The organism is Evansella sp. AB-rgal1 (assembly GCF_041820985.1).
GTDB lineage: Bacteria > Bacillota > Bacilli > Bacillales > Salisediminibacteriaceae > Evansella.
This window is the reverse complement of record NZ_JBGUAU010000047.1, coordinates 1-19,629: the sequence shown is the minus strand read 5'-3', so window position 1 is coordinate 19,629 and position 19,629 is coordinate 1. Positions and strand designations below refer to the sequence as shown.

Here is a 19,629-nt window from a genome sequence, read left to right as displayed (position 1 = left end):
CTCCTCGCTTTATATGAGAATATGACATAAGTGTAACCGATACCAATATAGATTTGTGTAAATATATTCCCTGTTTATATGAAAATATGAAACTTTCAATATTTACATTTTTATACTTTTCTATTGTAATCAAACTTGATTTCCAATATTTCAAAGAGACAACCGTTCGACAAACAATGACAAAAGCTACTTTCGTAAGAAGGGAAAGCAGCTTTTGATGAGTCTCACTTAGAGACACTGTTTATGATTTTTTCAGAAGTAAATTATGGTACATCGTTCAAGCCACCTTTTAAAATATCAACAATAATATCCTCTATACATTCTCTTAAATCTGTAAGTGTAGCACCTGAAGCTAGACAACTTTCAAAGTCCAAAAATTTTATACATACCTTTTAAAAAAACGCGCTAGCTCTTTATCGCTAGCCCGTCACAAAAAAAGATAATTTTATATCACTATCATTTTCATGCAACAAATCTTTATTCACTTTCTCGATGACCAGTTAATTTGTATACTAGAGGAAACAAAAATGCCCAAATAATGAAGGTACCTATAGCAGAATTAACTAAATCTACCCAATGAATATAGCCACGATACCAATAACTTAGGACACTGGTTATCAATACTACGATGAACGATGCGACAATTGCATTGCTAATATAATTGTTCAGATTAAACACCCCTTTGACGATTTGTTTGAAAGGAATTGTTGAAACTAACAATGCCCCTATTTTAATTGAAGTACGCTGCTAGCGGAGGATGAGACACATTTTCAAGAGAGAGCATCGCTTAATAGAGTTTAGTCATTCAATTATCAAAATATGCCTCATTTGCATTTCCCATGGTTCAAATCTTTCCTTGTATGAGGGTTTACTCTAAAACCTGTATCAATGGGGGCCAAACGGGGTCGGTCCTTAATTGCCACTTTTGTAATATCATGCAATGTAAAAAGGATTAATAGATTATTTGAAATGGGATTGGTTACAGTTTTCACTATGCAACTCTATTCAACTTACTAAATTTATTACAAATAATAGCTTTTTAGATCTGGTATGTTCATTTCAGCATGTACTTCAATTAAGTATCTTTTATCCTTCGTGTCTTTTTTACTATGACCACTCGAGGGATACTATGAAATATTGGTTACATAAAGTGAAATAAAAAGAATACCAAATAATATAAGCTCGAGTCTATTTAGTTTTAGACCGAGCCTACGAATGATTGAATATTAAACTTCTATTTGCATTAATGCTTCTGCACATTTTATGCCATCAACAGCACTAGACGTGATACCCCCTGCATAACCTGCACCTTCACCACATGGGTACAACCCTTTGATGTTCGACTCAAAAGTCACCGGATTTCGCCTAATTGTAACTGGTGATGAACTTCGGCTTTCTACAGCTGATAAAACTGCATCATGTTTAATAAATCCTGCAAGTTTTTTGTCCATCGAGCGCAAACCATCTTTTAAACTATCAACGATAAAATCATCAAGACATTCTCTTAAATCTGTAGGTGTGACACCTGGAGTATACGTTGGGATAACACGTCCAAGTTGTTTACTTGGTGTATCTGCTAAGAAGTCGCCAACAAGTTGAACTGGCGCATAATAATTCCTACCACCCACTTCAAAAGCTTTTCGTTCAAGTTTTCTTTGAAACTCAATAGCACCCAAAATGTCTCCATTAATATCCTTTGGCGAGACGGATACAAGCAATGCACTGTTCGCATTTTCCCCACTTCTTGCACTATAGCTCATTCCATTTGTAACTACCGTATTTTTTTCCGATGCAGCAGCGACGACATGGCCTCCAGGGCACATACAAAATGTGTAAGCACCTCTCCCATTAGCGAGATGTGTATTCAACTTATATTCAGATGCACCAAGTAATGGACTACTAGCAAAGCAACCAAATTGTTGTTTATCGATGTCCTTTTGAAGGTGTTCAATACGTACACCTACTGCAAAGGGCTTTGGAATCATATCTACTCCTAAATCCTTTAACATATAAAATGTATCCCTAGCACTATGCCCGATCGCAAGTACCACATCATCGGTCTCGATCGTATCTGTTTTCCCTTGTTGTTCTAGTATCACGCCTCTTACTGCACCGTTTTCAATGATCAGTTCCTTCATTTTCGTTTCGAAACGCACTTCCCCACCTAGTTGTTCAATTTTCTTTCTAATGTTCCTAACAACCGTTATCAAGATGTCTGTTCCTATATGAGGCTTTGCTAAATAAGAAATCTCGCCAGGAGCCCCCGCTTCTACCAGTTCATTAAAAACTTTCGGAATTCTAGTATTTTTTATCCCTGTTGTTAATTTCCCATCTGAAAATGTTCCTGCTCCCCCTTCACCAAATTGAACATTACAATCAGTGTCAAGTTCACCGTGTTTCCAAAATTTTTCTACAGCAACTTTTCTTCGATCCACATCCATCCCCTGCTCTACAACAACCGGGTTTAACCCATGCTCTGCTAAAACTAAGGCACAGAAAAGTCCAGCAGGTCCACTGCCTACTACTAGAGGACGGGTTGTCTTTTTGGTTTCCTGGATCACATATTCTAATGGTTCAAAGGAAGTAACATTCTTTAAACCTATATAAGTTTTCTCGTTATCTATTTCAACATCAACCGAATAAACAAGCTGGACATTATTTTTTTCCCTTGCGTCAATTGACTTCTTTGAAATGCTAAATGACAATATTTCATCCTTTTTTACCCTTAGTATTTTGTGAATTTTTTTAGCTAAAAGTTCCTTTTCCTTACTTGGGTCAAAATCAGCACGAAGTTTAATATTACTTATTCTTAACATGTTATATTCCATCCTTACCTTTACTTTTCAATTATTATCAATAAATACTACTTTGTTCATTATCTTCGTTTCCCACAAATAAGTCATTACAAATCAGCTATATTTACATACTGCCATCATACAGTTGTAAGAATTTCGTCACTTTTGCTTACCTGATATTAATTGGCCATTACTAAATACGTTTAAATTTTTAGAGTTGATGTATTAAGAAAAGAGCAAGGCGCCTGGATCTAGACACCTTTCTAAGTTCAAAAATGTTATACTTTCTCTTAAAAAAAGCTTCCTGCACCATCCTAGCAGATGGTACCTGAAGCTAGACTACTATAAAAAAATTCTATCATTATCTTTCAAAAAAATCCCCCCGAACATTAGTCCAAGGGAACATAAAACACACTTTAGTTTTCATCTCATCACCAAACCGCCGTCAACAATGATACATTGTCCCGTAACGAAGGAAGACCAGTTGCTTGCAAAATATAAAACGCTACCCACAACATCTTCCGGTTTTGCAATTCGATGGAGGGCTGTTTGCTGTTTTATTATTTCTTTCACTTCTTCTCTCGTTGTTCTGCTTGCATCTGTTGGATAAACAAGCCCTGGAGCGACACAATTGACAGTAACTCCAAAAGCACCAACATCTGCTGCTAGATTTTGAGAATAAGTGAAAACCGCTCCTTTTGCAGTCGTATAATCATGATAAGGAACAATCGGACGAAATACGAGATTACTAACCATATTAATGATCCTGCCTGCTCGTTTTTCCATCATGATCGGCATGACGTACTTACAGACATGGAACGTCCCTTTTAACGCTCCATCTAACTGTCGTTGATAATCATCCCATTCCAACTCCCAGGCCAACTTTCTTCCATCTGGGTCAAAGGTATACGTATGAAGGGCATTATTCACAACGATATCAATCGTATCAAATTCTGCAACAATTTTTTCTATCATTGCTTGCATATCCCCTTCGTTCGTAACATCTCCTTGTACCGTGAAAGTATCCACATCATATTCATCCATCAATGTATCTGCAAGTTCCTCTGCTTTGTCCTTATTCTTAACATAATTGATAATGATTGTAGCTCCTTGTGCTGCAAATCCCGTAGCAATGGCAGCACCAATCCCTCGGCTAGAACCTGTTACTAGGACGACTTTATCTCTTAACTGTATATCCATTTGCAACTCCTATTCTAGTTCTTCCACTAGTTCATTCGTTGTAATCTCGTGGATATTTACTCTTTGACTAAGAAGACCTAAATCATAGTAAGTTTCTTCTACTTCCTTTAAAATATCAACGTTTAGCCAGCCTAAACCATGCTCGTCCGTATCCGCATTCATTGAAGTTTGATTACGAATGTTGATAATTTCTAGATTTCTAGCTTCATCCTGTCCATCAATAGCTGCAGTAACAGCAACCTCTGCCGCTTCCTCTGGATTTTCAATCGTATAAGCTACACTATCACGGTATACCTGCAAGAAACGGATCAGTAAATCTCTTTTTTCTTGGAAAACTTTTTCTGTAACAACAAACACATCTGCCGGAGTGTTTAACACTTCTTTTACTTCAATAACATTTACTTCTCCTAGCTCATTGTTTTGCGCATCAAAAAGACCTGTGTCTGTTGCAGCTGTTGCAACAACTTGATTATTCATTAATGGTCCGAAGTTTAAGACACCAGCTTCGACAATATTAATATCCTCCTCTGTCATCCCTGCCTGATGAAGGAGTACAAGAAGGTTTTGGTACGTTCCGCTAGCACGACTATACACACCAACATCTTTACCACGCAAATCTTCCATACTATTAATATTGCTTTCTTTCAATGAAACAAGATTAAACACATTCTCTGGATATATATTATAAATAATTCTCAGCTCTTCCCCTTGCTCCATCGCTAAAAGAACTGCTTCCACATTGGCAAATGCAATATCCGCATTCCCAGCGATAATATTTCGTACGGCCTCTCCGCCACCTGCACCAGGTATGTATTCAAAGTCAAGATACGCTTCTTCAAACCAGCCTTTTTCCTCTGCTAAATATAGATTGCTTTGTTCCGTAATTGCCTGGCTCCAAGAAGCCATTTTAATTTTTTCCACTTCTTGTTCGTTAGCTGTACTGTTATTTCCACACCCAATAGCTGTCAGCGTTAAAGCTGCAAAGATTGCTGCTGTACTTAATTTCTTCATTATTTTTTTCATTTTTGTCTCTCCCTAGAGTAACTATATTTTTTAAAAAACAGTCGTTCAATCCAAATGACCATTTGGTAAAGAATGATCCCCATTATAGTAAGCAAAATAAAAACGGAGAACATTAACGTTGTATTCAACATCCCTTGTGAAGCAATGATTAGTGCCCCTAATCCTTTATTTGCTCCAATGAACTCTGCCACAACAGCTCCCACTACACTTAAAACGATGGATACACGAAGACCAGAAAAAATATAGGGCATCGCTGTCGGCAAGCGCAGTTTGATTAATGTTTGAAAGGAGGTGGCTCGAAAGGAGCGGAATAAGGCCAGCTTCTCCTGACTTACGTAAGAAAGTCCGGTGACTGTGCTTTCAAACAACGGGAAAAAACATACTAATGCCACAATCATCATCTTTGGTGTATATCCAAAACCAAACCATAGAACGAGTAGCGGCGCTAGTGCTAGCTTTGGCATTGCTTGCGACGCAATAATATAGGGCTGCAAAATTTCCTGGGCTGTCTTTGATTGTGCCACAAGAAAACCAAGTCCAATACCCATCATGGAACCAATAAAAAATCCGCCTAGTACCTCAATGGTTGTTGCCATAATATGCGGAACAAAATAACCGCTTTGAAAATTTTGAATAAGATTCATGACCACGGCAGACGGTGGCGGTAAAATAATTTTGGAAATATCTCTGAGATGTACCGCAGCCTCCCAGATAACGAGAATCATGATAAAAAGTGACAAGGAATACACTCGTGTTTTCTTCATTATGAGCTCTCCCCTCGCCCTTCAATCTCTTCATATATCCCCTTTACAATGGATGTAAAACTAAGTTCAAACTTTAAATCTTTTGGTCTAGGTCTTTCAAATGGAATAGAAAACTCCCGCTTCACTTTGGCTGGCTGATCTCCTAAGAGAACAACACGGTCAGACAAATATACCGCTTCCGTAATATCATGAGTAATGAATAAAATCGTAGTAGAAAATTGAACGGAAAGTTGCATTAATTCAAGCTGCAATTGCTCTTTTGTCATTGCATCTAAAGCGGAAAAAGGTTCATCCATTAAAAGGATGCTCGGTCTAGTGAGTAATGCTCTTGCTAACGATACTCTAGACATCATCCCACCTGATAACTCGTGCGGATACTTATCTTCATGACCCTCTAATCCAACAGAGTGAATCATCGTTTTCGCACGAGTAATATCCTCTTTAGTTGGTTTTCGTTTATGTTTAAGCTCTAACGGCATGAGCACATTTTCAAGGACATTACGCCATTCTAAGAGAACTGGTTTTTGAAAAACATACGTAATCTCATCCATCGGCTCCGTAATAACCTTCTCACCAATAGTGACTTTACCTTCTGTAGGCGTAAGCAAGCCACCGACCACTTGCAGTAATGTACTTTTTCCACTACCGCTTTTCCCAATAATGCTAACAAACTCCCCATCTAGAATCTGTAGGTCCACATTCGCTAGAATCGGGGCCTTATCAAAAGTAATACCTACATTCTTGCAATCTATTATTATTGTCATTTCGTCTCACCTCTTAGTCTCGATAAGGATCAAATTCATCCATCTGGTCTTCAAGGGAAGACTCTACATCACAAAAACGTACAAGATCGGCTAAATGGAATCTTCCATCGTGGTGCCAGCCTGGTTGTGGATGGGGCATGGAACCTACTGCACATATTCGGTTGACTCCCGCATCTCCTAACATGGAAATGATCGAGGTAAGACGTTGTGGTGAACATCCAACCCCTACACTTTGTATATAGCCAACGATTCCCCTTATATACTGTTTTATTTCTAAAATATTGTCCACCGGTATCACCGTAATAAAGCGGTTCAATGGTGAAAAAGGAAAGAGTTCTTCCCTATTATTTGTTTTCAGCTCACGGTAGACAACCGTCCATACCGTATTACCGTCACTTTTAATAAGATTCATCGTTTTCGACTCAAAGCTTTCAAATTCCAGACTGGATCTTTGGCTCACGATAGCGTGCTGTTCTTCCTCCGATAATGCGGCCCTCGGGTGAATACTCTGAAAGTTTTCCATTTCATTTGCCAGCATTTCTGCAAATTCTCGGGGCCCGTATTTGCCGCCACGTTCCACGAAAAATACATGCGGTGACAAACATCCTTGTTGGTCAAACCAGGACACATCATGTGCAGCTAATTTTGCTGTCCGCCAAACCTTCGTCGCTGCTAAACACTCCTTTGTGAGCATTCCAAAGCTCACTTTATGACCATGAGCATGGAAGGAAACATGGGAAGGTACTTTTTCTTTTATCTGGTCGATGGCCTCTTTTCCTCCATATGCAATAACAGCATTAGACTGAGAAAAACTAAGTTTTTCTAAGTCAACCTCTCCCCCCTTCCACGATACTATCGCTATCGTTTCTGCAAGTTGAGGATCTATTTCCCGCAACGTTTTGGCAAAGAGAACGGAAAATAACGGCTCTGATGACGAGACCTTTCCAAAGGTTGCAGACTTTAATAAAACGCCAGCAGTTAAACTCCAGAGCGGTAAAGCTGGAACATTCCCTGAAAAAATATGAGTAATTAACTCTGGACCATACGCTCTATATAATCCCCCTGATTTACGTGGACGAAATTCATCTAGTATAAGGGGGTTAGGAAAATCCTCATCAATCATTCGCTGTAATTTTTCTTTACGAAATTGTCTAAAATAACGACTAATATATAAACGAACCATTTCTTTATCGTATCCCGTGATTACAGGCAGCATTTGTTCTGCTAGTTGACGCAACTCGTATTGAGGGTTCAACCATTTTTGCACTGCTTGGTCCATGACTTCAATGACATCATTGGTTTTAAGCGTTCTTAAATAGTTTTGCTGCTGATTTTTTATCGTTTCAATAACATGTGATACCATTTCTGGTGTTAATTCAGGGACTTCTAATTCTACTTTTTCTCCATGATTTTCAAAAACTAGCGTTTTAAATGTGGCAGCTTCAAAGAGATCCTTACATTGATTCGGAATAAAATAACATCTATACATGTTAGGATTCACCTTCAGAGTTCTTAGAGGAGGCTATAAATTGCTCTACAGCTAAGGAACAGCCTTTTGCTTCTGCGCCTTTCGCTCTACCTAATAAATAAAAGCCATCTTCCTCTTGAACTCCCATATCCTCTGTGAGAATTGCCATCACCGAATTAATATTTGCTAAATCGTAATGAACAATTATTCCCTTTTCACCTGGAGCTTTTTCCTCCATTTTTTCCAAATCCATGATGACTGTTTTAACCCAATGTGGTGTTTGTTTCCGTGTACTTATTGGATGATCCTTATAAAAATCCAAAAGATTTCGATCATAAATCTGTGAGCTTAATTCTGTCATTCCGTACATATTGACGCATAGTTCCGGTGGAATGGAGAACAATTCACTCATTTCTTGTCTAAATACTTCTGGAGTCATTTCCCGTGATCGTCCTTTGGAACCACCTGTATCCATGATGCGACTATGAGTAGGAAGGTTAAATCGGATCCCTCTTTCTTTGCATTCATCTAATAAATGAATGAAAGAGAATGTTGCACCTATCAGAAGAATTGGCTCTTGCTGTTTTTGCAGCTCCTCTATGAAGCTATCTATTTCAAAACCTTCTTTTGAAAAAGCATATTGACTGTCTTCTGTACCAAATGTATTTATCGCAATATGTAAATAGTGTGCTAACGATGAGTTTGGCATCTCCTCTTCTGTAGGAAAAAGAACGAACATTTTCATTTTATCCATATCAGGAATAATATGAGATTTAAAATGCGTCTTCATCGATAAATCATAGATTTCTAAATCACGATGATAGTTTTTTCCCCGTTTCTCTGGGTTTGTTGTTCCACTTGTCATAAACAGTGCTTTCGCTTCTTCTATTGGATGACAAGATAATGTTGTTAGTTTGAAAGCATCGATAGGAACAGGTGGTATTTCCGTATAGTGCTTCACTTTTCTCGGGGAAACACGCCGTTTCCTACAAAATTTACGGAAGGGCTGATTATGTTCATATTGAAACTGAAATACTTTTAATGCCATCTCATTAAAGGCCTCCTCCGTGGAAGTGGGCTGTGAGATAAAAGTACTCAACTCTTGTTTTAATGCTAAATAATCCTCTAACATATGTGACACCCCAATACTAATGATTTGTGGAACATGAACAGGGTCTTTGTGTCAATTCTTTACTGAAACATAGTACCTTTCCCTCTGTTCCTTCATTAAACAGAAAAAGACCGCTCTCAAATAGAAAGCGGCCATCAATTTTAACTAGATAATACGGAAGAAACTAAATAGCTTTTATGATGTCCACTTCCCTACGCTAATATTAGTTAGTTCAGGTTCAAAGGGTTTGAAAGCGACGCTCTCATCTCAGCCTAATAAGGCCCCCCTAGTGGTTAACATTTAGTTATATAAAGTTAATGAATCATATCCATCTTATCATGTCACACTTACATGTCAACTTAGATTGTTGCTGCATCCTCTTCAACCGTAATTTCTGCTTTTATGTCATCCTTAGGTAAAAGTGCCCAATGGTTTATCACCTTCAAACATCATCCACCTCCTGAAAATAGTAAAGATATCTTTACACACCGGTGTTTATTAACAAAGGATTATTAATTCTCTTCTTTTCTAGAATACTATGGCTTCTTAAATAAAATGGAGTTGTGATCTTGGATTCAATTTAACTGTACTGTTAAAACTAACCCATGCATCCGTTAGTTTAACAAACCCCTTCTCCTCTTTGTTCCATTTTCTCATTTAAACACATCAAAAACTATACTTTCTCCATCTTCATACTGACAAATAACAATTTGTAAGTTTTTCATATTCCAATCTATGGAACGTAAATAAATAAAAGAATTATCCACTTCTACAATTTTATTATCCAAAAGATATTGTAAATCGAAATACTTATCGTACTCCTCATTAATACCAGGTGGTTCAATATTAATTGGCATAAAAAACTCTGAAGGCTGTTCCGAGTTTTCCTTGATGGTTCTAGTACTAATATTGTATTGGTGGGTAAATGGAATTTCGTTAGAAAAAGACATATCATCATTTCCAATATAGATTGTTGTACCATCTTGAGAAACAGCTGCTACCATCATGGAGATGTCATACGACTTCATATGTTCATACGAAATCCGATTCGTAACCAATGAATCATGCATATTATATACAATGACTCCAAATGTCCCATTCATCACCGCTATTTTATCATCAGCATATAAAAGTCTAGGCATTTCAGCACCTATATTCATTTTTGCAATGTCAGACAGGTCTACAGATAATTCTTCACCTTCACTATCAGAACTCTGTCCAGCCAGCTCGTTTTCTGGACCTAAAAGGGAACCATTTAGAAAAGATATGCTTAATATAAGAAAAATAGCTGCAGCAGAAGCCAATGCTGTCCAATAGAACGGATTAAAATTTCTTGATTTATGAATTCCTTGTTGAAGTTTCATTTGAATCTTTTCGCTTTCTTCCGTCGTAAATTCAACATTCTTATCTAAATAACTTTTCACTTTTTCTGATATCTTCTTATCGGATTTATTCAAGTTTACCACCCCTTTCAAGTCTTCTTTTTAGAGCATCTTTTCCGCGTAACAGTCTTGATTCAACTGTATTTATACTAATATTGAGAACCTCACTTATTTCCTTCATATTCATTTCCTGATAGTAATAAAGAATAAGAACTTCTTTGTATTTTCCTGAAAGACTAGCAATTTGTTCAACTATTTCATCGGAATTTTGTTGCTGGATATACTCTCCTTCGGATGATTGACTTGTAAGAGGACATCCTTATTTATTTTTAAATCATTACTTTCTTGAATAAACACTGCTCAACCTCCCTTCTAAAAATTAGACGAATGTGCTGATAGTTTTGACCCGTTTATTTTATACATTTTTTTATAGGTAAGCGTAAAATAGTCCACACCTATTCAAGCAAGTGTGGACTATTTTACGCTTACATTTATATGGACCATTTTAGTTATTTGTCAGTATTAATCTGTCTTCTAGCATTAATATATATATCAAGGTCTTCGACTATATAATCTCTACCTGTTGTATGAAGAGCGTCATAAGTTGCCTTTATATAATCCAAAACTCGATACTTGTTAAATAACTCTAAAACATCTTTTCCTTTTAAGCCTTTAACATTCTTATAGTTTTCAATACAATACACCATGAAATCTAGCTTATTATTATTCATGGTTACGCCTCCTGTGGGAATGTTATTTTTCCTGTTACCTGTTCTTCAACAAATAAACTGAAAAGCGTTGGGACACTCAAATGCCAAACTTTCGTTTCTTCTTGTTCTAACTTTTCATATAGTTTCGATGAATAAAGGAGATTAAGTGCTTCTTTATCAGATATATTCATCTCGTCAGAAATCAATTGAGCTAATCGAGATATAATGATTTGTAGAACAGCTTGAAATTCTTTTTCTTCACTCATCAGCTTCCCTCCTCAACATCAATTTCTAATTGCCCAATATATTGCAAATAAGACAATGCTTCCTCTGAACAAAAAGTAACTTGGTCATATAATTTACGGATTTTTAACCTCTTTAAAGTTTCCTCTCGTGTCAGTATTCCAGCCTCGTATAAACTGAACACACGGTAGATTGTGTCATCAGCTACAGCTCTAACCACGATATCATACTGTTTTCCACTGTATATACCTTGTCGATTAGAGGAGACAAAGTCCAACCATTCTGAATCAGGGGAGTCAAACACCAATATATCAAGTTCCTTTTTTACTTTATCAAAGTCTACTTCATACATGCTAACTGCTTTAGCTTTGCTATCCGTTCTTAACATTACTTTATGGGCAAAACTAACAGCCTATTTCTTATTTGTTGTAGTATAGAACCCTGCACCAAAATCTAATGTCCGTTTTGGTTTAAGAAGCCGTGGCTTTTCAACAATTACATTACTACCATGATAAACAATCATTGGACTCCCCCAGTCGCTTTCATTATTACCTTATATTCTTTAATTAAATTCCGTAACATTCTTTCAAAGTGCTTCCTCTTGTCTAACTGGTTCCTTACTTCTTCAACCTACTCCACATCACGACCTATATAATCTGTTAACGTCTTTTTTCCTTCTCTGTATTTCAAATAATAATATTCATGATTACCTACTTTTTTTATCACGAGCGATCCTTTAGGAAGGTGATTAATTCTATTCATATATTCTTGCTGCATTAATTGATTCCTTCTTGCTTCTTCCTCAATCATATCTAACATCAGACTCAACTCGTCACCTCCTACATTCTTATTTTACCCCACATTTATAAATCAAACTACAATTCGGAGGGGTATTTTTATGTGAAGGTTGAAGTTAGTTCACACTACATGAAAAAGGTACGCTGCCCCGGCGTATGATATCTCTTTAAGAAGGCAACTGGCAAAACTCTAAAGGAATACATGAATATGCTACGTATTCATGAAGCTGAACGATTACTTCTAACTCATAATTACACGGTGCAACAGGTTGCTTTTACAGTTGGATATACGAACTTAACGTATTTTGGACGAGTATTTAAAAAATTTAAAAATACCTCTCCTAGTGATTTTCAAAAAAACAATTAAAGGAGTTTTACCATCGACATAGTCATTTATTCATAAAAATATCAGACCCAACAATCTTATTCATTTTGCTTTCTTTTGCAGAGTTTTTCTATTTCTTCAGGCGGCAACACTTTGCTGTAAAAGGATCCCACCATTATAAAAAGATTTTTGATAGAGTAAGGCTTTATATAGAATAATCCCCGGAAGCATTCGTCCGGGAGGAACATAAAACACACTCATTTTTCATCTAAACGTGCAAAAGCTATTGAAATCAAGCTATTTTGACTCTAGTACTGCGACTGTTTCAATGTGTATAGAGTGCTAGGTGTAAAACAATCCATAGTAAGTATTCCGAAGCAGTGGAATTTACCTTATATTTTTCCACTATTTATTAACATCGTTTTACTACTACACCACCTATACCGACTATCATATACAAGATCATCATGTATACGATTAGCATTCCAGTTTCAATTGTTTGAACTCCTAGTGCATAAAGTACAATCAGGAAAGCACCACTACCTATTAAAACAAAATAAAGAACAATTAATAAGTACCTTTTCATAAGTAACAAACTACGTTCATCCACTTCAGGTACATTGCCATTTCTTTTTTTTCGCCAATTTGAATACAGCAAATTAATAATGAATCCACCTAATGATCCAACTATGACTGCAACGGCTAGATGGAAACTATATTCACCTTCTTCTTTTCCAATCAAATATACTCCTATTAATCCACCAATTATTATCATCCCTAAAAGGAAGGTATAAATAGTTATTTTATAACGTTTTTCCATAGCCTATTCCTCCTTGTATTTTAGTCCTTCTTCTTCTAAATAGAACATTTCTTCAATTGGTACATCAAAATATGTAATCAGTTTTAATGCAAGTTCCAAACTTGGATTGTATTTGTTTTTCTCGATGGCATTTATTGTTTGTCTTGTAATTTGCAAATCTTCAGCCATCTTAACTTGCGTAACTCCTTTTCTTAGGCGAATTTCTTTAATATGGTTTATAACCTTCAAACATCATCCACCTCCTGAGAATAGTAAAGATATCTTTACACTGAGTATAAAACATAAACACCTGTATGTAAAGATATCTTTACATACAGGTGTTTATTAACAAAGAACTATCAATTCTCTTCTTTTCTAGAATACTATAACTTCTTAAATAAAATATAGCTGTGTTCATGGACTCAATTTAATCGTACTGTTAATACTAACTCATAACATATATCCTAATAATTCGTGCCTCCCCGTATCTCATGCTTTCCAAACACCTTTATTATCAACCTTCCCCAAAATTTTCATAAAAAACCGAATCAATACAAGGGTTTATTAGGTCTCTAAAGTACTGGTCCATTTGAAATGGAGTATAGGACATGTGATTGTTTATCCACCACTTTAACAAACTGATTAAGGTACTAGAAATATGGTTTGTTAAGATTTTTATAGGAACTTTAGGCTCTTTTCCTATAGGTAACTTTGACTGAAGGTATTCCTCTATTCCATGATTCCAGTAAGCCTCCACTCTTTCAAAAAAGAAGTCAGCACTCTCTGTTTTGAATAATCCTTTAATAATCTTACTGTCTTCCTGTATATGTTCAAAAAGCTCTATTACTGAAATCAATCTAGGTTTTTCCCCATCATATTCAATATAGCTCTTTATATATTGATTAAGTATTTTCAGTTCATCCTCTACACTGCTAAACAGCAGTTCATCCTTGGTTGTGAAGTGTGAATAAAAGGTAGATCTCCCTACATTAGCCCGATCAATAATATCTTGAATAGTAATTTTATTGTATCTTTTTTCCTCCATAAGTGATAATAGTGCCTCATTGATAGCTTGACGGGTTTTCAATACTCTTCTGTCGAATTCATTACTTTTCATTCTACTCCCTCATTTCGAACAATTTCTGTATTTTGTTTCATAACGTACTTTTCTTTAAGTTTGATGATTTACTAACAAACGATAGTTAATTTACAATTAAACCGTACAAAGTGTTCGATAATGAATTAATTGTACATTAACTCTCGAAAGAAAGGAAGTTATGTATTTCTCTTAAATTAAAATCAGAAAGGAGTTAATGCTTGATGGAGTTATTAAAATACATTAGTTTAGCAGCCACAACTTGGTTTGCAGGTTTTTTTCCACATTTTGAAATATATCTTGCAGTTCCTGTGGGGTTATCAGTCGGACTTAATTGGTTTGATGCTTTTCTTTGGGCATCACTTGGGAATTGGATGGTTATCCCGTTAATTGACTTTTTTTATAATTGGTTAATGAAATTTAAGTTTATGAAGAAATTTAGTGAAAAGTCTTTGAAAGGAAAATGGCGAATACGAATGGAGAAGTACGGTGCTTTCTTCATACTGGTTCTTACTCCAGTTACCGGTGTTTGGGTTATAGGAATAATAGCCAAGGCTTTGAAATTTAACAGAATACAATTATGGCTATACAGTGGTATTAGTGTGGGTGTGACAGGGTTTATCATAGCTATATTAGCTAATATGGGGATTCAACTTTTTTCATAAATCGTTTTGATTTTAGATCTTTTATTTAAGCTTTCGATATGACCAACAGGAGCGCCTTCTAAAATCCGTCTCTCCAACTTTCATTCTACATTTGCTGATAAACTATAGTTTTCCGATAATGGGAGAAAAAGAAAATCGAGAAAAGATAAACTGGATATGTCTTGGGCATGAAAAAGACCCGGAAATCGGAAGTGTTTATTTTACCGAAAACCGGGTCTGAATCAGAAGTGTTTATTTTGGGGTTACACTTTTAAAATGAGTTACGCCACACACTCCACATGTGCTTTGATAGCTAGGTGATACTGATACGCATTAAAGCTGGTTTTGGGTAAAATTATCCTCCTTATATAGGAACGTGGAGTAATTTGGACTTATACTTTTACCTAAATATCTCAACCTACTTTAATGATAAGCTTTTTAGATCGTGGTATTCGTGTTGTAAACTACTCCGTTCCCTCGACAATCTATAACCGTTAATCCGTCTCTTTTCGCATCAATTTTAGGTAGTTCCATAACTTTAGGCAACATATATTTAATTTCTTAAGATGTTAACATATTGTTCAGTTCATTTAACTTCTTACTCGCAATATGAAGCCCAATAGCACAGCTAAACTTTTGCTAATCAGCTATTCAGATGGATTAGTAACCAAACCTTATCCTATCTTTATTTGTGGGTATACCATTATCTACTTTTTGCCACTCACCATCTTGGAATACTTCATATTTTTCAAAAGCACAAGGCAATCCGCTTGCAGTAGATATGTCACAACTATCCATAAGCTGAAAATGCAAATGTGGAGCAAAAGAATTGCCTGAATGGCCCACTTTACCAATAACTTCACCTTTTTTAACACTCTGACCAACTGAAACCCGAATAGAACCTGTTTGAAGATGGACTAAGGCAGCATATACATTGTCGCCACATTCCATAATGATATAGTTGCCAGCAACTGATTGTACGTCGTCTTTTCTCGGATTGAAATAACGGGCATTTTTATAAGCTTTAGACATATCTGAAAGTAAATTCGTTCGTGCTCGTTCTTCATAACCATCCTCTGCTTGGACAACTATCCCGTCGCAAGGTGCATATACATCTTGACCCCAACAGTAATAATCACTTAAGGAAACCCCCAAAAGAAGATATTGCGGCAAGCTAACGCGATAGGCGGGCCAACCCTTTCTTGCCCAATCCACTTGTATAAAGTCATAAGCATATGTAGTTCCTAACTTGTCTGTTCCGTGGCTTGGAATTTTTGTTCCTGGTGTGTTAGGAGAGAGCCATTCCCCCCTCAAAGGAAACTCTACAATTATCGGATCACGCGCTTCCATCATCTCATTACCCCCATCCATTCTTTACCTACCTTATTCAAAATAACAAGCGCTATAAAGACAAGTGCCAGTACGATACTGATACGTGCAGACAAAAGATTTTTCCCATTCCACATTGAAACTCGATTTCCAAACCCCTTATTCATTGCTTGCCGTATAGAATATTTTCCTAAGTTCCTCAAAGTATTCGTCAAGTGTTGAAACGATACGCTCATAATCCATAATTGAAGCTTCCGATTTTTTAATATCTTCCAATAATTCATTCGTAAATCCAACATTAGCCCAAAAGATAACTTGTTTACACTTTTCAATATTCAACCCTGTTCTAAATTTAGATTCATCTATCATCTCAAATATTTCCGTACCGCATGAAGATTGCTTTTTTCTATCTCTTTTTTCAAGTTCTTTGTTTACTTCATCAGAGTTCGTTATGATAGAAAGTTTGTTTAACTCAAAAATCCAAGGATATTGCTTTATTAATTCTAGTTGAAGAAGATACGATTGACGTAGCCTATCAAAAATATCTTTTTTTGTAAAATCCATTTTCAAAAAGTACTCATTATTAAGAATTTCGGTAAAGTAATCATACACAAGCAGAAAAAGTTCCTGTTTATTACCTACATAATGAAACATCAAGGGTTTAGAAATCCCTGATTCTTTCGCTATTACATTCGTGGATGCCTTGTCAAACCCTTTTAGTGCAAATTCTTTTAAGGCGGCATTTAAGATAGCGTTTCGCCTTAAAGGTTCTAAATCCAACAATTTCTTAGGCATATTCAATCCTCCCTTGATAATTCGAATCATCTTTTACCTGTCAGGTCAATTTTACGATACCTCCATTTACCTAATAGGTCAATAAATTGAATTCTAATTTTGAAAAACTATACCTCAACTGACGGATGCTGTTCAGTTATATTTCACGGAAGAAGGCAAAGAGGTAAAGCGATACAAAGAATAATTAGCTACCCGAAGAACTCAAAGCATTTAACATTGAAAGACTTTCAATATCATTCGATCAAATTATTGTGTTAATGGACGAGCACGCTAGAACTTTGGTTGATATATCTCATATTTCAGGAATCAGATTCATGTTGCATTTACTGTACTGTTTAGTAGATAAAGTGTTATGAGTTTCCAAAGACTATCAAATAACATTTCCTACTGTTGAAATGCTTCAGAGCACTGGAGCTATTTGACTGCTGATATGTTCACGACTACTTTCCAACCTTGAGTTGACTATATTTCTCAGTTATAGATATGTTCCAAAAGAACGAAAAAAAAGAGATTCCAGCGTTTAACTTCCAGCATCTCAATTTTTCTATATTTCTGAAAACCTTAGTAAATAAGCCTTTCGTTCAATCCTTTCTTGACATCACCACAACGCAGTCAACCTTACTTGAGTAACGGTCGTCAGATATTTCGGTGTGCAGATGTAATTGAATTACATTTTTTGGCTTTAATTGTTCAATTAAGTTCTTGAAGACATGGTTTATGGTTACTAATGATCCGGTTCACCGTGATGGATCTAAATAAGATTTCCTAAAAGCAACCAGCAAAGTAAAATAAGTGGACAAATTCCTGTTATTTATAGAATAGAGCCCTTTTCAGGGAAATTAAGGGTAGGTTTTCCACTTATCTAGATATAAATTGCCTATTTTCAAGTTTTTCGAGTCTTTAAGCACTAGACTTGCATACGGGTACCAGAAGATACACGGGGACAGGCTCACTGCCCTATTCACTTTTGGAACGTCAAACCTGTTCCTATGTCCCTTTGACGAAAAATTATATTGATAAGGTTATAGCTTTAATCGATGTCTAGAACAGGGATTCCTACTTGGAAGCAACTTTGGAGTGTTTTAAAAATAAATTTTTTTTACATTTTACAGAAAGAACGAGTGCCGCTAACACTCGTCCTGTAAAATTGACTGATTGGATTATGCACGACAGTGCCCGATTCAGAACACGGTTGTGGGTATACGCTTTAGGAGCTCATTTATTAATTTTTTTTCGATTCATGAACATCATCACGGCTCCCAAAATCAACAATAACAGACCGAACACAAATATATTGTATGTCATACTCGCTGTCTCTGGTAAAGATGTGCCTTCTTCAATTCCGTTTGTACTTTCTACTTCATCTTGACTTTCTTGGTTTGTGTCTTCATTTTGATTTTCTATATCACTCGGATGAAACACAACAAATGTGCTAAAATGATTGGTCGAAGCATGGATAAAATTGTTTTTGTAGGTTCCTCCGACCAATTCCCATTCTTCCGTCTCAGTGTTGAAATAGTATACCTGCAGTTCATCTAGATTTTCATCTTCCTCATAATCAATATGAAATGAAAGTTCAATCTCCTCATCAAAGACACGAATATATTCTTCTCCATTTTGAATAAAAAAAGAATACCCGGTGCTTGCGAATTTGTCAAAATGAGAAAGACTGGAAGAATTTTCATCCAAAGCTTGAAACTGAATTGTGAGGGCTTCTCCACTAAAATTAACCATGGGAATCGTCATCTCTAAATCATCCTTGATGATATTGACCTTAGCATTAAGAGAGATCAATTTGATCATCTGCGCTTGTGTCAAAGCAACCTGAGTTACATCTGCCATGTCGGATGAAAGCTCAATGACAATTGTACCACTGTCACCCAGTTGTTTTATATCATTGTCTGAAATGTTGACCTGATGACCATCCTGCACCAGTTGGGCTTGAACCTCAGTTTGAAGTCTGAGAATTGATATCGTATACGTTCGAGTAGATTGATCCTCTGCTGTCACCTCGACATTGACCTCATTATATCCTGCATTTAAAAGAATATTATGAGATTTTGAGCCACTTGTGACAGGGGTTCCGTCTACCGAAAAGGTTGCAGTTCCATCCTCTACCTTAGGCATTATCGTAAGATGCTCGACTACGTTTTCGACACTCAAAGTGTAACTTGTTGTTGCTGGATCAAAATCGGGTACTAACGTTCCTTCACTCATCTCAAGATCACTCAAATCAGCATTACTCGATGGCGCTCGATTGACTGTCAGCGTATAGGTCTTTGTATCTCCATTTTGTGCGGTGACCTCGATAGTGATTGGATTTTCTCCTACTGCTAGTGAGAGGGATTCTGATGTTTCTCCACTTGGAACTGAACTGCCATTAA

General features: G+C 36.3%; 20 protein-coding genes, 2 pseudogenes and 1 riboswitch. Of the genes and pseudogenes, 2 read left to right on the top strand and 20 right to left on the bottom strand.

Going from position 1 to position 19,629, the window contains the following annotated elements:
• Positions 1 to 477 precede the first annotated feature (477 nt).
• The 14 genes and pseudogenes from ACERII_RS24390 to ACERII_RS24325 form a co-directional block, all read right to left on the bottom strand.
• Entirely contained in the window at positions 478 to 720 is a 243-nt protein-coding gene (locus tag ACERII_RS24390; RefSeq protein WP_373645576.1) for a hypothetical protein, read from the bottom strand.
• Between the two features lie 506 nt (positions 721 to 1,226).
• Entirely contained in the window at positions 1,227 to 2,816 is a 1,590-nt protein-coding gene (locus tag ACERII_RS24385) for an NAD(P)/FAD-dependent oxidoreductase (protein WP_373645575.1), read from the bottom strand.
• Between the two features lie 402 nt (positions 2,817 to 3,218).
• Positions 3,219 to 3,995 (bottom strand): SDR family oxidoreductase, encoded by a 777-nt coding sequence (locus ACERII_RS24380; protein ID WP_373645574.1) that lies wholly within the window; start codon positions 3,993 to 3,995, stop codon positions 3,219 to 3,221.
• 9 nt (positions 3,996 to 4,004) lie between these two features.
• Positions 4,005 to 5,018: an ABC transporter substrate-binding protein gene (locus ACERII_RS24375; RefSeq protein WP_373645573.1), complete on the bottom strand. Its 1,014-nt coding sequence runs from the start codon at positions 5,016 to 5,018 to the stop codon at positions 4,005 to 4,007.
• On the bottom strand, positions 5,015 to 5,782 hold the full coding sequence (locus ACERII_RS24370; protein WP_373645572.1) for an ABC transporter permease: 768 nt from the start codon (positions 5,780 to 5,782) through the stop codon (positions 5,015 to 5,017). Before ACERII_RS24370 ends, ACERII_RS24375 begins: the two co-directional genes overlap by 4 nt.
• Entirely contained in the window at positions 5,782 to 6,546 is a 765-nt protein-coding gene (locus tag ACERII_RS24365; protein ID WP_373645571.1) for an ABC transporter ATP-binding protein, read from the bottom strand. Before ACERII_RS24365 ends, ACERII_RS24370 begins: the two co-directional genes overlap by 1 nt.
• 13 nt (positions 6,547 to 6,559) lie before the next feature.
• On the bottom strand, positions 6,560 to 8,035 hold the full coding sequence (locus ACERII_RS24360; RefSeq protein ID WP_373645570.1) for an acyl-CoA reductase: 1,476 nt from the start codon (positions 8,033 to 8,035) through the stop codon (positions 6,560 to 6,562).
• A gap of 1 nt (position 8,036) precedes the next feature.
• Positions 8,037 to 9,146: a LuxE/PaaK family acyltransferase gene (locus tag ACERII_RS24355; RefSeq protein ID WP_373645569.1), complete on the bottom strand. Its 1,110-nt coding sequence runs from the start codon at positions 9,144 to 9,146 to the stop codon at positions 8,037 to 8,039.
• Positions 9,147 to 9,317: 171 nt separating this feature from the next.
• Positions 9,318 to 9,423, bottom strand: a riboswitch (TPP riboswitch).
• Positions 9,424 to 9,778: 355 nt separating this feature from the next.
• A complete protein-coding gene (locus tag ACERII_RS24350) occupies positions 9,779 to 10,582 on the bottom strand; it encodes a hypothetical protein (protein ID WP_373645568.1) in 804 nt (267 codons plus the stop codon).
• The gene (locus ACERII_RS24345) at positions 10,575 to 10,751 is read right to left on the bottom strand and encodes an RNA polymerase sigma factor (RefSeq protein ID WP_373645584.1); all 177 of its coding nucleotides are present in this window, start codon (positions 10,749 to 10,751) and stop codon (positions 10,575 to 10,577) included. The genes ACERII_RS24350 and ACERII_RS24345 overlap by 8 nt, the downstream gene beginning before the upstream one ends.
• Positions 10,752 to 11,016: 265 nt before the next feature.
• On the bottom strand, positions 11,017 to 11,238 hold the full coding sequence (locus ACERII_RS24340; RefSeq protein ID WP_373645567.1) for a DUF3791 domain-containing protein: 222 nt from the start codon (positions 11,236 to 11,238) through the stop codon (positions 11,017 to 11,019).
• 2 nt (positions 11,239 to 11,240) lie between these two features.
• On the bottom strand, positions 11,241 to 11,483 hold the full coding sequence (locus ACERII_RS24335) for a hypothetical protein (protein ID WP_373645566.1): 243 nt from the start codon (positions 11,481 to 11,483) through the stop codon (positions 11,241 to 11,243).
• A pseudogene (locus ACERII_RS24330) lies at positions 11,483 to 11,983 on the bottom strand (DUF3990 domain-containing protein). Before ACERII_RS24330 ends, ACERII_RS24335 begins: the two are co-directional and overlap by 1 nt.
• A gap of 107 nt (positions 11,984 to 12,090) precedes the next feature.
• Entirely contained in the window at positions 12,091 to 12,279 is a 189-nt protein-coding gene (locus ACERII_RS24325; RefSeq protein WP_483867438.1) for a DUF6788 family protein, read from the bottom strand.
• A gap of 153 nt (positions 12,280 to 12,432) precedes the next feature.
• Here ACERII_RS24325 and ACERII_RS24320 point away from each other — a divergent pair.
• A pseudogene (locus tag ACERII_RS24320) lies at positions 12,433 to 12,624 on the top strand (helix-turn-helix domain-containing protein); the annotation flags it as partial.
• 370 nt (positions 12,625 to 12,994) lie between these two features.
• Here ACERII_RS24320 and ACERII_RS24315 read toward each other — a convergent pair.
• The 3 genes from ACERII_RS24315 to ACERII_RS24305 all read right to left on the bottom strand — a co-directional run bounded on the left by ACERII_RS24315 (position 12,995) and on the right by ACERII_RS24305 (position 14,498).
• Positions 12,995 to 13,402, bottom strand: a complete 408-nt coding sequence (locus tag ACERII_RS24315; RefSeq protein ID WP_373645564.1) for a hypothetical protein — start codon at positions 13,400 to 13,402, stop codon at positions 12,995 to 12,997.
• Positions 13,403 to 13,405: 3 nt separating this feature from the next.
• Positions 13,406 to 13,630, bottom strand: a complete 225-nt coding sequence (locus tag ACERII_RS24310; RefSeq protein WP_373645563.1) for a helix-turn-helix transcriptional regulator — start codon at positions 13,628 to 13,630, stop codon at positions 13,406 to 13,408.
• Between the two features lie 265 nt (positions 13,631 to 13,895).
• Complete coding sequence (locus tag ACERII_RS24305; protein WP_373645562.1) at positions 13,896 to 14,498, bottom strand: TetR/AcrR family transcriptional regulator; 603 nt, start codon at positions 14,496 to 14,498, stop codon at positions 13,896 to 13,898.
• Between the two features lie 203 nt (positions 14,499 to 14,701).
• Here ACERII_RS24305 and ACERII_RS24300 point away from each other — a divergent pair, with 203 nt between their 5' ends.
• Positions 14,702 to 15,142 carry a small multi-drug export protein gene (locus ACERII_RS24300; RefSeq protein WP_373645561.1) on the top strand — a complete coding sequence of 147 codons (441 nt, stop codon included), beginning with the start codon at positions 14,702 to 14,704 and terminating at the stop codon, positions 15,140 to 15,142.
• Positions 15,143 to 15,781: 639 nt separating this feature from the next.
• Here ACERII_RS24300 and ACERII_RS24295 read toward each other — a convergent pair.
• The 3 genes from ACERII_RS24295 to ACERII_RS24285 all read right to left on the bottom strand — a co-directional run.
• Positions 15,782 to 16,474, bottom strand: a complete 693-nt coding sequence (locus tag ACERII_RS24295) for a M23 family metallopeptidase (protein ID WP_373645560.1) — start codon at positions 16,472 to 16,474, stop codon at positions 15,782 to 15,784.
• A gap of 135 nt (positions 16,475 to 16,609) precedes the next feature.
• The gene (locus ACERII_RS24290; RefSeq protein WP_373645559.1) at positions 16,610 to 17,245 is read right to left on the bottom strand and encodes a TetR/AcrR family transcriptional regulator; all 636 of its coding nucleotides are present in this window, start codon (positions 17,243 to 17,245) and stop codon (positions 16,610 to 16,612) included.
• A 1,215-nt stretch (positions 17,246 to 18,460) separates the two neighbouring features.
• Positions 18,461 to 19,629: cadherin-like beta sandwich domain-containing protein (locus ACERII_RS24285; RefSeq protein WP_373645558.1), on the bottom strand; the 1,169-nt coding region annotated here is incomplete at its 5' end.